Origin of the sequence: Streptococcus sp. HMSC065E03, assembly GCF_001815045.1 — a bacterium.
In the GTDB taxonomy this organism is placed as follows: Bacteria; Bacillota; Bacilli; order Lactobacillales; family Streptococcaceae; genus Streptococcus; species Streptococcus parasanguinis_AD.
The window spans coordinates 188,699-203,230 of the sequence record NZ_KV818852.1 but is presented as its reverse complement, the minus strand read 5'-3'; the positions used below and the strand labels follow the sequence as shown (position 1 = coordinate 203,230).

Annotated in this window: 13 protein-coding genes; 11 read left to right on the top strand and 2 right to left on the bottom strand. The window is 43.9% G+C overall.

Going from position 1 to position 14,532, the window contains the following annotated elements; all coding sequences use genetic code 11:
- Positions 1 to 36 precede the first annotated feature (36 nt).
- Complete coding sequence (locus HMPREF3002_RS05665; protein ID WP_003005093.1) at positions 37 to 999, bottom strand: asparaginase; 963 nt, start codon at positions 997 to 999, stop codon at positions 37 to 39.
- Positions 1,000 to 1,061: 62 nt separating this feature from the next.
- Here HMPREF3002_RS05665 and HMPREF3002_RS05660 point away from each other — a divergent pair, with 62 nt between their 5' ends.
- Positions 1,062 to 2,462, top strand: coding sequence for a Cof-type HAD-IIB family hydrolase (locus tag HMPREF3002_RS05660; protein WP_045759800.1), 1,401 nt, complete (start codon positions 1,062 to 1,064; stop codon positions 2,460 to 2,462).
- Between the two features lie 287 nt (positions 2,463 to 2,749).
- On the opposite strand, the gene HMPREF3002_RS05655 is transcribed toward HMPREF3002_RS05660, so the two are convergent.
- Positions 2,750 to 3,202: a universal stress protein gene (locus HMPREF3002_RS05655; RefSeq protein WP_003008541.1), complete on the bottom strand. Its 453-nt coding sequence runs from the start codon at positions 3,200 to 3,202 to the stop codon at positions 2,750 to 2,752.
- A gap of 208 nt (positions 3,203 to 3,410) precedes the next feature.
- On the opposite strand from HMPREF3002_RS05655, the gene HMPREF3002_RS05650 reads away from it, so the two are divergent.
- The 10 genes from HMPREF3002_RS05650 to gatB all read left to right on the top strand — a co-directional run bounded on the left by HMPREF3002_RS05650 (position 3,411) and on the right by gatB (position 14,519).
- Positions 3,411 to 4,625 (top strand): pyridoxal phosphate-dependent aminotransferase, encoded by a 1,215-nt coding sequence (locus HMPREF3002_RS05650; RefSeq protein WP_021153766.1) that lies wholly within the window; start codon positions 3,411 to 3,413, stop codon positions 4,623 to 4,625.
- A gap of 187 nt (positions 4,626 to 4,812) precedes the next feature.
- A complete protein-coding gene (codY, locus tag HMPREF3002_RS05645) occupies positions 4,813 to 5,601 on the top strand; it encodes a GTP-sensing pleiotropic transcriptional regulator CodY (protein WP_024054997.1) in 789 nt (262 codons plus the stop codon).
- Positions 5,601 to 6,179 carry a cysteine hydrolase family protein gene (locus HMPREF3002_RS05640; protein ID WP_070665514.1) on the top strand — a complete coding sequence of 193 codons (579 nt, stop codon included), beginning with the start codon at positions 5,601 to 5,603 and terminating at the stop codon, positions 6,177 to 6,179. The genes codY and HMPREF3002_RS05640 overlap by 1 nt, the downstream gene beginning before the upstream one ends.
- Positions 6,180 to 6,291: 112 nt before the next feature.
- Complete coding sequence (locus HMPREF3002_RS05635) at positions 6,292 to 7,515, top strand: glycosyltransferase (protein WP_070665512.1); 1,224 nt, start codon at positions 6,292 to 6,294, stop codon at positions 7,513 to 7,515.
- Positions 7,502 to 8,389 carry a glycosyltransferase family 2 protein gene (locus tag HMPREF3002_RS05630; protein ID WP_070665510.1) on the top strand — a complete coding sequence of 296 codons (888 nt, stop codon included), beginning with the start codon at positions 7,502 to 7,504 and terminating at the stop codon, positions 8,387 to 8,389. Before HMPREF3002_RS05635 ends, HMPREF3002_RS05630 begins: the two co-directional genes overlap by 14 nt.
- Before the next feature lie 26 nt (positions 8,390 to 8,415).
- Complete coding sequence (locus HMPREF3002_RS05625; protein ID WP_070665508.1) at positions 8,416 to 9,699, top strand: glycosyltransferase family protein; 1,284 nt, start codon at positions 8,416 to 8,418, stop codon at positions 9,697 to 9,699.
- Positions 9,696 to 11,189, top strand: a complete 1,494-nt coding sequence (locus HMPREF3002_RS05620; protein ID WP_070665506.1) for a glycosyltransferase — start codon at positions 9,696 to 9,698, stop codon at positions 11,187 to 11,189. Before HMPREF3002_RS05625 ends, HMPREF3002_RS05620 begins: the two co-directional genes overlap by 4 nt.
- A gap of 119 nt (positions 11,190 to 11,308) precedes the next feature.
- A complete protein-coding gene (gene gatC / locus HMPREF3002_RS05615) occupies positions 11,309 to 11,611 on the top strand; it encodes an Asp-tRNA(Asn)/Glu-tRNA(Gln) amidotransferase subunit GatC (protein WP_002884769.1) in 303 nt (100 codons plus the stop codon).
- On the top strand, positions 11,611 to 13,077 hold the full coding sequence (gatA, locus tag HMPREF3002_RS05610; protein ID WP_070665504.1) for an Asp-tRNA(Asn)/Glu-tRNA(Gln) amidotransferase subunit GatA: 1,467 nt from the start codon (positions 11,611 to 11,613) through the stop codon (positions 13,075 to 13,077). The genes gatC and gatA overlap by 1 nt, the downstream gene beginning before the upstream one ends.
- A complete protein-coding gene (gatB, locus tag HMPREF3002_RS05605) occupies positions 13,077 to 14,519 on the top strand; it encodes an Asp-tRNA(Asn)/Glu-tRNA(Gln) amidotransferase subunit GatB (RefSeq protein ID WP_003005611.1) in 1,443 nt (480 codons plus the stop codon). Before gatA ends, gatB begins: the two co-directional genes overlap by 1 nt.
- Positions 14,520 to 14,532: the final 13 nt, after the last annotated feature.

The window sequence follows — 14,532 nt, the reverse complement described above, 5'->3', positions numbered from 1 at the left end:
TTTTCACTTTGCATTTTACGGGCTTTGTATCTTAGTTTACCCTTCGATATAGTCTTTGAGTTCTTGTCCTTTTAGGCCGGCATTGAGGGCGATGAGGAGTTTGATGCGCGCTTTGGGTGCATTTAATTCTTTGATGAAAAAGACACCTGCTTGATGGAGTTGGACGCCTCCTCCTTCATATGCGTAGACGGGTTCAGCGATTCCATTGAAGCAACGGGATACTAAAGCGATTGGAAGGCCTGCATCTATAAACTCTTGGAGTTTATGTGCCGTTTCTTTAGGGATGTTTCCAGCTCCAAAGGCTTCGATAATGAGACCATCCAGCTTTGAAAGATCCAGCATGTCCAGCAGATCGGATTTCATCCCTGCATAGGTAGCAATGATCGGAACGAAACCATCGATGGTATCGAGATCAAAGCGCACCCTTGGCTCGGCTGTTTTAAAGAAGAGGATTTCCTTTTTCATGACCAAACCTAGTGGACCGTGGGTTGGTGTCTGGAAGGTGCTGACATTGGTGGTATGGGTTTTGGTGACGTACTTAGCCGCATGAATTTCATCGTTCATGACGACTAAGACGCCTTTATCGCGTGCTTTTGGATCTGCAGCTACTCGAAGGGCTGTCAGAAAATTGTAGACGCCATCGCTTCCGAGCTCGTTGGAGCTTCGCATAGCTCCTGTAATGACCACAGCGATCTCTGGTAACTCCATGGTATCCAAGAAATAGGCCGTTTCTTCCAGCGTATCTGTCCCGTGGGTAATAACGATGCCGTCGTAGTTGTGAGCTTCCTCTTTGATTTTTTGATATAGAGCTAACATGTGACGGGGTGTCATTTGAGGGCTGGGAAGGTTGAAGAAGTCCTCCGAGGTGACTGCAATCCCTTCAATTGGTGAAGTAACTTGGGTCATGGGATTGACTTCATTGGTAATCACTGCCCCAGAGTCATCTGCCGCCATCGAAATGGTCCCTCCGGTATGTAGTGCTAAAATTTTCTTAAACATGTGAAGCTCCTTGAAATATGTGATATAATTTATTTTATCATAAAAAGAAAGAAACAGTAGACATGGAAATAAAAGCAGTCTTTTTTGATATCGATGGAACCTTGGTTAATGATAGTCGAGCGGTCCTAAAATCAACAGAAAAAGCCATTCAGTCTTTAAAGGAAGAAGGGATTTATGTAGGTCTTGCGACAGGGCGGGGACCGGCCTTTGTCAAACCGTTTATGGAACGCTATGGTTTTGATTTTGCAGTGACCTATAATGGTCAGTATATTTTGACCAAGGACCGCGTGCTGTTTACCAGTCCAATCGATAAAAAGAGTCTGCACCAACTAATTGACTATGCTCGAGAACACCGCAAGGAAATTGCTCTCGGTACCAAGGATGGGGTATTTGGTTCTCGGATTATGAGTTTTGGGATGAGTCCTATTTCAACCTGGTCCAGTCGCTTTGTGCCCCGCAAAATGGCCCGTACAGTCAGTCGTGGATTTAACAAAGTGGTTAGCAAGGTCGTCCCACAAGATCAGGACACCCTCTATGCACTAGCGCAAGAACCAATCTACCAAGTGTTGATCTTATCGAGTCCAGAAGAGACTGCAAAAATTGAAAAAGAGTTTCCAGATCTGAAATTCACACGGTCTAGTCCTTTTGCAGCAGACGTCCTCAACCCAGGGATTTCCAAGTTAGAAGGGATCCGCATCGTTGGTCAGGAATTTGGCTTTGACATCGATGAAGTGATGGCTTTTGGAGATTCGGATAATGACCTTGAGATGCTTTCAGGTGTTGGTTTGTCCATTGCGATGGGAAATGGGACGACCAGTGTCAAGGCGATTGCCAAGCATACAACGACCAGTAATGGCAAGGATGGCATCCAAAAGGCCCTGCAACACTTTGGTATCCTTTCAGAGAAAGAACTCTTTCTTTCTAAGGATGATCACTTCAATAAGGTCAAAACCTTCCATGGTGTGATGGATGGAGAAACCCAGGAGAAACCAGTTGTTTGGCAGCCTCAAGATGCCCTTTATCGAACAATGTTCAAGCAAGAGGAGTTGGTAGAATTTGTCCGAGCAGCTAGCACAAGTGAGGAAGAATTTGACCGCTCGGTAGCAGCTCTTCACGAAGCCTTGGATAAGGCTGCAGATAAGGTTCGTGGCAAGCATCCAGCTGAGATCTCCATGGTAGGGCAGGTTGATGCCTTGATTGATACCCTCTATCTGACTTATGGTAGCTTTGTACTAATGGGGGTCGATCCTGAAGAGGTCTTTGAGATTGTTCACCGGGCCAATATGGGCAAGATTTTCCCAGATGGAAAGGCGCACTTTGATCCAGTAACCCACAAAATTCTGAAGCCAGATGATTGGGAAGAAAAATACGCTCCAGAACCAGCCATCAAAAAAGAACTTGATCGCCAGCTCAAGGCCTACGAAAAACATGCAAAACAAAAAGAAGCAAAAAAAGACAACTAAAAAAGGTTTGGAACTTCTGTTCCAAACCTTTTTTAGAATGTAGACAAACTATTTTTTACTAAGATAAGTAAAGTGCTCTACAAAGAAGTCGAAATATGTTCTTATTTTTAAAATTTATAAAAAATATTGAAAAACTTTCCACCGTGAGAAAAGTGCTAGAAACACTATTGTTTCTAGCACTCGGGAGTTTTGAGACCTTAGGCTCAAAACTTAGTCATGGAACTTCTTCGAAGTTCGCTGACGTCCGTACTCACCTAAGGAAAGTTTTCAATATAACTTTTTCTTTCTTACATGGTTTTATCCTTATCACGTACCACTAGTAAGTCTACTTTGGCGTGGCGAAGGATGTATTCTGAGGAGGATCCGACCATTAACCGTTCGAAGGCATTGAGTCCGGTAGCTCCGACCATAATAAGGTCAACCCCTTCCTTACTTGGGATATCATTGGCTAAGAGGACTTTTGGATTTCCCATTTCTACAACAGTCACAACATTTTGAACGCCGACTTTTTCAGCACGTTCCTTGTAGCCCTTGAGCAATTCGTTGGCTTCTTCTTGCAATTCTTCGTAGACCTCAGCATCAAAAGTTGAGACGCTTTGAAGGGCACGGGTATCGATGACGTGGGCAATCGTCAATTTAGAGCCATTGCGAAGAGATACATTAACCCCTTTTTCAAAGGCTAATTCTGCTTCATGGGAACCGTCGACAGCGACCATGATGTTTTCATATTTTTGAGACATAATCCTACCTCCTTATAGCTTGAAAACATGGATAGAATAGAAGGTAACTCTATTCCTTATACACTTATATTTTATCCCTTTTAGGCTAGAATGTAAAGGTAAAGTCTCGCTTTTCTCCTATATTTTTGCAGAATTTTTAAAGTCCTCGGTTTGTACTCTATTTCAACTAGTGGTATAATAGAGATAATTTCGTGAATCGAGGCAGAATATGAAGGAATATAATAAATCAAGCAAACTCGAACATGTCGCTTACGATATTCGTGGTCCAGTCTTGGAAGAAGCCATGCGCATGCGAGCAAATGGAGAAAAAATTCTCCGTTTGAATACAGGGAATCCTGCTGAATTTGGCTTTACAGCTCCAGATGAAGTCATCCATGATTTGATCATGAATGCGCGTGATAGTGAAGGTTATTCAGACTCAAAAGGGATCTTTTCAGCCCGCAAGGCTATCATGCAGTACTGCCAGTTGAAAAAAATTCCAAATGTGGATATTGATGATATTTACCTTGGGAATGGAGTGAGTGAGCTGATCGTCATGTCCATGCAAGGACTGCTTGACAATGGGGATGAGGTCTTGGTTCCCATGCCGGACTATCCTCTTTGGACAGCAGCCGTCAGCCTAGCTGGTGGGAATGCCGTTCACTATCTTTGTGATGAAGAAGCAAATTGGTATCCAGATATTGAAGATATCAAGTCGAAAATCACCTCAAACACTAAAGCTATCGTTGTCATCAACCCGAATAACCCAACAGGTGCCCTCTATCCAGATGAGATCCTACTTGAGATTGTAGAGATCGCTCGACAAAATAACTTGATTATCTTCGCAGATGAAATCTACGATCGTTTGGTCATGGATGGGGAAAAACACACGGCTATTGCAAGTTTAGCGCCTGATCTCTTCTGTGTGAGTATGAATGGCTTGTCAAAATCTCACCGGATTGCCGGTTTCCGTGTTGGTTGGATGGTTCTATCCGGACCAAAGCATCACGTGAAGGGCTATATCGAAGGCTTGAACATGTTGTCCAATATGCGTCTTTGTTCAAATGTCTTGTCTCAACATGTTGTGCAAACCTCTCTTGGAGGCTACCAATCCGTGGATGAACTTTTACTTCCAGGTGGTCGAATTTATGAACAACGCAACTTTATCTACAAAGCCATCAATGATATTCCAGGCCTCTCAGCTGTTAAGCCAAAAGCTGGTCTCTATATCTTCCCTAAGATTGATCGGGACATGTACCGCGTGGATGATGACGAGCAATTTGTTTTAGAGTTCTTGAAGCAAGAAAAAATTCTCTTGGTTCATGGCCGCGGCTTTAACTGGAAAGATCCAGATCACTTCCGGATCGTTTACCTTCCACGTGTCGATGAGTTAGCTCAAATTCAAGAAAAAATGACTCGTTTCTTGAAGCAATACAAACGTTAATTAGATAAAGGATTGAAGAGGAAAGTCTTCAATCTTTTTTTGATTCATTTTATAAAATCCATGTCATCGAAACGACATTTTTCTGAATTGCGCATAATTGTAGAAAAAATAAATAATTTTCAGATAATTTGATTGAAATTCCCACACTTATATGATATACTTGAGCTGACTATATGCGAGGTTTATTATGGCAAACTTATTAGAAAAGACACGTAAAATTACATCCATCTTGAAACGGACTGATGAACAGTTGCAGTTCGAGATGCCTTATAATGATATTGCCCAGCAATTAGCGGATATTATCCACTGTAATGCCTGTATCATTAATAGCAAGGGAACCCTTCTTGGTTATTTCATGCGTTACAAGACCAACAATGACCGGGTAGAAGCTTTCTTTCAAAATAAAAAATTACCAGAAGATTATGCCAAGGCAGCTAGTTTGGTCTACGATACAGAAGCTAATTTAGATGTGGACCATGATTTGAGTATCTTTCCGGTCGAAACCAAGTCTGAATTTCCTGATGGCTTGACGACCATTGCGCCTATTCATGTTTCTGGGATTCGATTGGGTTCCTTGATCATTTGGCGCAATGATAAACAGTTTGCGGATGATGATTTGATCTTGGTTGAGATTGCGAGTACCGTGGTAGGGATTCAAATGTTGAACTATCAACGTGAGGAAGACGAGAAGAATATTCGTCGTCGGACAGCGGTGAATATGGCTGTCAATACCTTGTCTTACTCTGAGTTGCGAGCTGTTTCTGCCATCCTTAGTGAATTGAAAGGCAATGAAGGTCAGTTGACTGCTTCTATCATCGCGGATCGGATTGGCATTACCCGCTCTGTGATTGTCAATGCACTTCGTAAATTGGAGTCAGCTGGTATTATTGAAAGCCGTTCTCTTGGAATGAAGGGAACCTATCTCAAAGTGTTGATTCCAGATATCTTTGAGGAAATTAAGAAAAGAGATTACTAATGACTAAAGCTTTGATTTCAATTGACTACACTGTCGATTTCGTAGCAGATGATGGTAAGCTTACGGCAGGTGCTCCTGCACAAGCCATTTCTGATACCATTGCTCAGGTGACCCAATTGGCCTTTGACCAAGGAGCCTATGTCTTTTTTGCCATTGATGCGCATGATGTAGAGGATCCATTTCATCCTGAAAGCAAGCTCTTCCCACCTCATAATATCATTGGGACCAGCGGACGTGATTTGTACGGCCCTTTGGCAGATTTTTATCAGGAGCATAAGGCGGATCCACGCGTCTTTTGGATGGATAAACGTCATTATTCTGCTTTTTCAGGAACGGACCTAGATATCCGCCTGCGGGAACGCCATGTAGATACCGTTATTTTGACAGGTGTCTTGACTGATATCTGTGTCCTTCATACAGCGGTTGATGCCTACAATCTCGGCTACCAGATCGAAGTCGTAGAACCTGCAGTGGCATCGCTCACTCCTGAAAATCACCAGTTTGCCTTGAACCATTTCAAGCATGTCTTAGGGGCAAGCTTGGTAGACGGCACACTAGCTGTATTAGATACAAAATAAGAAAATTTTCTAAAAGAGGTCATAGACGGTTGTCTAGGCCTCTTTTTGGGGGCGTAGAAATTGTTTTCCTCTCTTGAAAATGGTATTCTAATGAAAGAAAAAAGGGGAAGTTATGAGTAAAAAAGCTGTCGTGTTTTCAGCCAATCTGTCTTATATGGAAAAGTTGGAAACCGCTATGAAGTCACTGTGTGCCCATCAGGACCGGTTGAAAATTTATGTCTTAAATGAAGATCTACCAACGGAGTGGTTTACTATCATGAATCAGCGCTTGCGCCAGTTGGATTCAGAAGTGATCAATTGTCGGATGTCTCCCGAGCAATTCCAGTCCTTTTCGCTTCCAAGTGACCATATTCACTATGCAACCTATTTCCGTTACGCTATTCCAGAGATGGTGGAGGAAGAGCGGATTCTCTATCTGGATTGTGACATGATCTTTACACAGGATTTATCGCCTTTGTTTGCGGTCGATCTACAGGGTTATGGACTGGGGGCAGTGGTCGATAAGCCAACGACGACAGATGGATTTAATGCTGGACTTTTGGTGATTGATAAGACTTGGTGGCAAGAGCACCAAGTAACAGAGGCTCTTTTTGACCTCACTCGTGAACACCATCAGCATGTTTATGGAGATCAAGGAATTTTGAATCTATATTTCAAAGATGCTTGGTATCCATTACCTTGGACCTATAATTTACAAGTAGGTTCTGATAAGGATCAATACCTCTATGGAGATCTAGACTGGTATGATGCCTTTCAAGGGATTCCGGCGGTCATTCACTACACCTCTCATAATAAACCATGGACCTCCAAACGCTTCAATCGTTTTCGGGAACAATGGTGGTTTTACTATGCCCTCTCTTGGGAGGAAATTGTGCTTCGAAAGCCGATTTTGAAGCAAACCTATCAAGACCTAGTGGGAGAATTTCCTTATCATGCTGCCATTTATACCCATACAGCAGATATCCACGAGTTGGAGACGTTGCTAAAAGAGTTGCCAGACGTAGCGATTCATGTTCTTGCCCATAGCCATTTTGGTTTTAACTTGGTGCAATTGGAACGCTACCCCAACCTCTTTCTTTATCCCTCTTTTGATCCCTTGACCAGTCGAAAGGTCCTAGAAAAATTGGATTTTTATCTGGATATCAATCCATATGATGAGGTCGATCAGATGACGCAAAGGATCCAGCAATTGGGCTTACCGATTTTCTCTTTTGAAGGAACCAATCATGTAGAGAATGGTGTGAACCAAGTGTTTGCGGATGATCAGGTGCAGGAGATGGTGGCAGCGATTCGCGATTATTTAAAGAGAAATGAGAAGAAGCATGGAAACAAATGAAGTAGTGAGTATCATCATTCCCATCTATAATGTAGAAGCTTATTTGAGACAATGTTTGGAAACGGTTATCCATCAGACCTACCCTCATTTGGAAATTATCCTGGTCAATGATGGTTCGCCAGACCATTCAGAAGAGATCTGTAAAGATTTTTTTAGGAAGGATGCGCGCATCCGCTACGTTCGCCAAGAAAATGGGGGCTTATCTGCTGCTCGGAATACAGGGATTGAGCTAGCGACTGGTGATTACCTCACCTTTATTGATCCAGATGACTGGGTGACGGAGGACTATGTAGAAGTGCTCTATCGTCAACTGAAGAAGTATGATGCGGATGTTTCCGTAGCCAACTATAACCTCTATGATGACAGTAGTAGCAAATACTTGATCAAGGTAACGGACGACGATTATTCAGAGACCCTTTATGAGGGGAGAGAGATCATGGACCACGATGCCATCCAGGAGACTAGAGATATGGCCTGGGCTTGTGCCATGATGAAGCTCTATAAGCGTGGTTTATTTGAAGGACTTCGTTTTCCGGTCGGAAAAAATGTTGAAGATAACTTTCTCATGTACAAGCTCTTCTTAAAAGCCAATCGGGTGGTCCATACGGAGAAATGTATTTATTGGTATCGCGTGGGTCGTTCAGATACTCTGTCCCAGGTTTGGACAGAAAAGCGGGTACTGGATGAGATGGAAGCCAAGCAAGAAAAATTGGCTCTTCTTGGGATGTTGGGCTATGATCTGACCTGGCACCGCTATATCTATAAAACGCGGTTGAAACGGGCTCTTGAAAAACTAGAAGAAGCTGGCTTACAAGAGTCAGAAACCTATGAGCGCGTGGTGATCAACCTCAGTTTCGTTGAAACCATGGACTAAGAACTTATTGATGAGAAAGGATCAGCATGTTCATTATTGCATCAGAGCAGACCAGAGAGCTGGAACGTTTGCGAAAATTATTGGACAAACTTGGCCAGCCCTACCGTGTGTTTGTGACCAATCTGGAAACAGATATAGCTGAACAGACAGAGAGTCTGGCGACCTTTTTTACCCAAAAAGACCCAGCATCAAAAATTGGAAAACCTTTATTTTTCAATGATCTAGCAGTTCCAGAATTATGGGAATGTTGGACACTAGGGATCACAACCTATCTTTTTGATGGTGAGGAACGTCGTGCCAACGTGGTTTTGCGAGAGGATATCTTGTCTCGAACAGTTGACAGAGTGGAATGGTTTGGTCAGGGAGAAGAGATCGTATCCATTGATGTCTACAACCGCTATGGCTGGAGAAGCAAACAGAGTCTCCTTACGGAATCTGGCCAATCCTATTTAGACATCTATTTGAACCGTCAACAAGAAGAAGTCTTGCTTCACTTTGTCTCACAAGGAACCTTTTTGCTTCAAACTCCTAAGGGACGGGATCGCCTGTATGCCAATAAGAAAGAGCTGCAAAGAGCTGTCCTAGAACAAGTCTTGCCGGAAGATGAAGCCGTTCTTTTGATGGACAAGGCATTGCTAGATGTTGTGAAAGAGAAACCAAAGGAAAGACTCGCCTACTGTGCCAGTGACGCGCATGATCTAGACGAGATCAAAGAACAAGTCAGTCAGATTTTGTTGGTAGAAGATGGTCTGTTGAGTGAGAAAATAGACGGAATCACAGTCTTGTCAGGGCTGGTAGATGTGGAGCAGGAAAGTTTTCAACCAGAAGCCATGGTTATGACGGCTTCTCAAGAGGTCGAAGGCCTATCTAGCCTGGTCCATCAATTCCCACAAGTCACCTTTCACATTGCTGCTTTGACGGCTATGGGGCCGAAATTAACAGACTTAGCGACTCGCTCCAATGTGCGCCTCTATCCAGGGATTTCGCTGGACAAATATGAGGACTTGTTATCCAGCTGCTCTATTTATCTGGATTGCAACCAGGGAGAAGAAGTGTGGAGTAGTAGTCTTCATGCTCTTGAAAATGGGCAAGTCTTATTTGGTTTGAAGAGCACGGTTCATCAGGAAGCCTATAAAAACTTGAGCACAATCACAGATACAGTCGAAGAAATGAAACAGCAACTAGATACCTTGCTCCAGCATCCAGAGACCCACAAAGAATTGGTAAGAGAGCAGGCACGAATCTTGAAATTGCCTGAAAAAGAAGCTTTGGAAGAGCTGTTTAAGCGATTAGAGGGAGGAACCGCATGACCATTTATACCTTTAATCTATTAGTGGGATTCGAACCTAATGGGGTTGATGTTGCCCAAGCCTCTCGGGCAAAGATGCTCCGGAGACTAGGAGTGGCAGCGAAGTTTGTCTTTACCACTTGGCCCACTCCAGAAAAATTGGCCTATTACCTCTCATTGGGGCACCGGGATGAGGAACTGCTTTTTGCCCATTTAACTTTTACGGATCAACAGACTACGGTCCCTCAAAAGTCGGTAGGGGCCTTGCAAATGGAGTTTCAACTGACTCGTCTGGATGTTGTTGAAAAAACGGAAAGAGTCATTCGCTACCAATTTGCGGATGGAAACGCCTTGAGCTTTCATTTGGATCCCTATCATCCAAACTGTGTCCGCTATGTAGACTATCTTTTGGCTGGAAATAGGATCAAGCGAGAGTATTATGGAGCTTGTAAACTTGTCACAGAGTATTTTCAGTATGGTAGTGTTGTCAGACGGATCTATCACCATCAAGATGGGACTATCGCTTTTGAAGAATCGAGGTTAGGTGGAAGCTGGCTCTATAAACTGGGGTCTGAGATTTTGACCAACCATACAGAAGTGATGAGACGTTTTTTGTCGCAGCTGTCGCTAAAAGAAGAAGATCTGATTCTGCTTGACCGGGCTTCGCGCATGGATTTTGCTCGCCCTTTGTTGGAGAAACCTGCTTCTTCAAAGCTCGCCATGGTGTTTCATTCGGAGCATGAATTTGAAAATGGCCATCTCAATTATGAATATTATTATGTGTTCAAGTATGCTAAACGCTTCGATTATTTCATCACGGCAACGGATCTTCAAAAAGAAGTCTTGGAGCAGACACTTGCTAAACAAGGATGCCAAGGAATTCCAATCTATAGCATTCCGGTTGGGCATCTAGAAGAATTGACAGAATCACAAGGAGATCGACCTCCCTTTAGTGTGCTCACAGCTTCCCGTTTGGATCCAAGAAAACGCATCGATTTGGCTATTCGAGTAGTGGCCCAAGCTCATGAAAAACTCCCAGCCCTTCAGTTTGATATTTATGGGAAGGGTGGAGAAGCGGACAACTTGCGCCACCTGATTCAGGAGCTTGCAGCACAAGATTATATTCACCTACGCGGTCATGCGGATCTTCAGCAGATCTATCCTTGCTACCAAGCCTACCTCACCACTTCTCAGTGGGAGACCTTTGGTTTGACTTTGATGGAGGCGGCTGGAGCAGGTTTGGCCTTGCTGGGCTTTGATGCCCGTTATGGTAATCCAACTTTTATAAAAGAGGGTGAAAATGGCTTTTTGGTACCTTATAGCGAGACAGTGCCAGAAGAAGAGTTGGTGAAAGAGTTGGCAGACAAGCTGGTCCAGCTCTTTGAAAGCGACCTCGCTCCATTCCATCAGGCTTCTTATGAGTTGGCCTCTTCTTACCTCGCTTCTAAGGTCCAGGAAGTCTGGAAAGAGACTCTAATGGAGATGGGGCAATTCGGCGGAAAAGAAATATAAAATGAAGAATCTGTAGCGACAAAAAAGTCCTACAGATTTTTTCTAAGGCAAGCAAATTGGGCTAAATTATGGTAAAATAGAGGGTATTGAAAAATCATCATTTCACGAAAGGAAGCAAGATGAAAATAACGCAAGAAGAGGTAACCCACGTTGCCAATCTTTCAAAATTGAAATTCTCTCCAGAAGAGACAGCTGAGTTTGCGACAACCTTGTCTAAAATTGTCGACATGGTGGAATTGTTGGAAGAAGTGGACACAACAGGCGTTGCTCCAACAACGACCATGGCGGATCGTAAGACTGTATTGCGTCCGGATGTTGCTGAAAAAGGGACTGACCGAGACCGCTTGTTTAAAAATGTACCTGAAAAAGATAACTACTACATCAAGGTACCAGCTATCCTAGAAGATGGAGGAGATGCCTAATGTCATTCAACCATAAAACCATTGAAGAGTTGCACGACCTCCTTGTCTCTAAGGAAATTTCGGCAACCGAATTGACACAAGCTACGCTTGAAGACATCAAGGCGCGTGAAGAAGCAGTTAACGCCTTTGTAACGGTGGCCGAAGAAGCGGCCCTTGCACAAGCCAAGGCTATTGATGAAAAAGGAATCGATGCAGACAACCTCTTGTCAGGGATTCCACTTGCTGTCAAAGACAATATCTCAACAGATGGCATCTTGACGACTGCAGCTTCAAAAATGCTCTATAACTACGAGCCAATCTTTGATGCGACAGCTGTTGCCAATGCGAAAGCCAAAGATATGATTGTCATCGGTAAGACCAACATGGATGAATTTGCCATGGGTGGATCTGGTGAAACATCTTACTATGGCGCGACTAAAAACGCTTGGGACCACAGCAAGGTGCCTGGTGGATCTTCTAGTGGTTCAGCAGCTTCTGTAGCTTCAGGGCAAGTCCGTTTGTCCCTTGGTTCAGATACCGGTGGTTCTATCCGTCAACCAGCTGCTTTTAACGGGATTGTTGGTCTCAAACCTACATATGGAACAGTTTCACGTTTTGGTCTCATTGCCTTTGGTAGCTCACTTGACCAAATTGGTACTTTCTCACCAATGGTTAAGGAAAATGCCCAATTGCTCAATGTCATTGCCAGCGAAGATGCCAAGGATTCAACTTCAGCACCAGTACGTGTAGCAGACTTTACTTCTAAGATTGGTCAAGACATTAAAGGCATGAAGATTGCCCTTCCTAAGGAATACCTCGGTGAAGGGATTGACCCAGAAGTCAAAGAAACCATCCTTAATGCTGCTAAACACTTTGAAAAATTGGGAGCAACTGTCGAAGAAGTCAGCCTTCCACACTCTAAATACGGGGTTGCCGTTTACTATATCATCGCTTCTTCAGAAGCGTCTTCAAACTTGCAACGTTTCGACGGGATTCGCTATGGTTTCCGTGCGGAAGATGCCAAGAACTTGGATGACATCTATGTGAACACTCGTAGCCAAGGCTTTGGTGATGAGGTCAAACGCCGGATTATGCTTGGTACCTTTAGTTTGTCATCTGGTTACTACGATGCTTACTACAAGAAAGCTGGTCAAGTTCGTACCCTCATTATCCAAGACTTCGAAAAAGTCTTTGCGGATTACGACCTTATCCTTGGTCCAACAGCTCCTAGCGTGGCCTTTGATTTGGATTCGCTCAACCATGATCCGGTTGCCATGTACTTGGCGGACTTGTTGACCATTCCAGTCAACTTGGCAGGTCTTCCAGGGATTTCGATTCCTGCAGGTTTTGCGCAAGGTCTTCCAGTTGGTTTGCAGTTGATCGGTCCCAAGTATTCTGAAGAAACCATCTACCAAGCTGCAGCTGCCTTTGAAGCAACGACGGATTACCACAAGCAACAACCCCTTATTTTCGGAGGTGACAATTAATGAACTTTGAAACAGTCATCGGACTTGAAGTCCACGTTGAATTGAATACAAACTCAAAAATTTTCTCACCAACCTCTGCTCACTTTGGGAATGAGCAAAATGCCAATACCAATGTGATTGACTGGTCTTTCCCAGGGGTGCTTCCTGTCTTGAACAAGGGTGTTGTGGATGCTGGTATTAAGGCTGCTTTGGCGCTGAATATGGATATCCATCAGCACATGCACTTTGACCGTAAGAACTATTTCTACCCTGATAATCCAAAGGCTTACCAAATTTCGCAATTTGACGAGCCGATCGGTTACAACGGTTGGATTGAAGTGCAATTGGAAGACGGCTCAACTAAGAAAATTGGGATTGAACGGGCCCACTTGGAAGAAGATGCTGGTAAGAACACGCACGGAACAGACGGTTTCTCTTATGTAGACCTTAACCGTCAAGGGGTTCCATTGATCGAAATCGTTTCTGAAGCAGATATGCGTTCTCCTGAAGAAGCCTACGCCTATTTGACAGCCCTCAAAGAAGTTATCCAATACACTGGTATTTCAGACGTCAAGATGGAAGAAGGATCGATGCGGGTGGATGCCAACATTTCCCTTCGCCCATACGGCCAAGAGGAATTTGGTACCAAGACGGAGTTGAAAAACTTGAACTCCTTCTCAAACGTCCGTAAAGGTCTTGAATACGAAGTGGAGCGCCAAGCGAAAATCTTGCGTTCAGGTGGGGTCATTCGTCAAGAAACACGCCGTTATGATGAAGCCAACAAGAGCACGATTCTTATGCGTGTCAAAGAAGGAGCGGCGGATTACCGTTACTTCCCAGAACCAGACCTACCACTCTTTGAAATCTCAGATGAGTGGATTGAGGAAATGCGTACGGAGTTGCCAGAGTTTCCAAAAGACCGTCGTGCTCGCTACGTGGCAGAACTTGGCTTGTCTGATTATGATGCCAACCAATTGACAGCGACGAAAGTCACTTCTGACTTCTTTGAAGCAGCTGTAGCCCTTGGTGGCGATGCCAAACAAGTGTCTAACTGGCTCCAAGGTGAAGTCGCACAATTCTTGAACGCAGAAGGCAAAACGCTGGAAGAAATCCAATTGACACCAGAAAACTTGGTTGAAATGATTGCCATTATCGAAGATGGAACCATTTCATCTAAGATTGCCAAGAAAGTCTTCGTTCACTTGGCGAAAAACGGTGGCGGCGCGCGTGAATACGTCGAAAAAGCTGGTCTGGTACAGATTTCAGATCCTGAAGTTTTGATACCAATCATCCACCAAGTCTTTGCAGACAATGAAGCAGCCGTAGCTGACTTCAAGTCAGGGAAACGGAATGCGGACAAGGCTTTCACCGGCTTCCTCATGAAAGCAACCAAAGGTCAAGCCAACCCACAAGTAGCCCTCAAGTTACTTGCTCAAGAATTGGCGAAGTTGAAAGAAGAGTAATAGAGAAAAAACC

Coding starts and splice junctions, on each gene's coding strand:
- gatA (WP_070665504.1), top strand. CDS start 11,611: ATGTCATTCAACCATAAAACCATTGAAGAGTTGCACGACCTCCTTGTC.
- gatC (WP_002884769.1), top strand. CDS start 11,309: ATGAAAATAACGCAAGAAGAGGTAACCCACGTTGCCAATCTTTCAAAA.
- HMPREF3002_RS05660 (WP_045759800.1), top strand. CDS start 1,062: ATGGAAATAAAAGCAGTCTTTTTTGATATCGATGGAACCTTGGTTAAT.
- HMPREF3002_RS05635 (WP_070665512.1), top strand. CDS start 6,292: ATGAGTAAAAAAGCTGTCGTGTTTTCAGCCAATCTGTCTTATATGGAA.
- HMPREF3002_RS05625 (WP_070665508.1), top strand. CDS start 8,416: ATGTTCATTATTGCATCAGAGCAGACCAGAGAGCTGGAACGTTTGCGA.
- codY (WP_024054997.1), top strand. CDS start 4,813: ATGGCAAACTTATTAGAAAAGACACGTAAAATTACATCCATCTTGAAA.
- HMPREF3002_RS05630 (WP_070665510.1), top strand. CDS start 7,502: ATGGAAACAAATGAAGTAGTGAGTATCATCATTCCCATCTATAATGTA.
- HMPREF3002_RS05665 (WP_003005093.1), bottom strand. CDS start 999: ATGTTTAAGAAAATTTTAGCACTACATACCGGAGGGACCATTTCGATG.
- gatB (WP_003005611.1), top strand. CDS start 13,077: ATGAACTTTGAAACAGTCATCGGACTTGAAGTCCACGTTGAATTGAAT.
- HMPREF3002_RS05650 (WP_021153766.1), top strand. CDS start 3,411: ATGAAGGAATATAATAAATCAAGCAAACTCGAACATGTCGCTTACGAT.
- HMPREF3002_RS05640 (WP_070665514.1), top strand. CDS start 5,601: ATGACTAAAGCTTTGATTTCAATTGACTACACTGTCGATTTCGTAGCA.
- HMPREF3002_RS05620 (WP_070665506.1), top strand. CDS start 9,696: ATGACCATTTATACCTTTAATCTATTAGTGGGATTCGAACCTAATGGG.
- HMPREF3002_RS05655 (WP_003008541.1), bottom strand. CDS start 3,202: ATGTCTCAAAAATATGAAAACATCATGGTCGCTGTCGACGGTTCCCAT.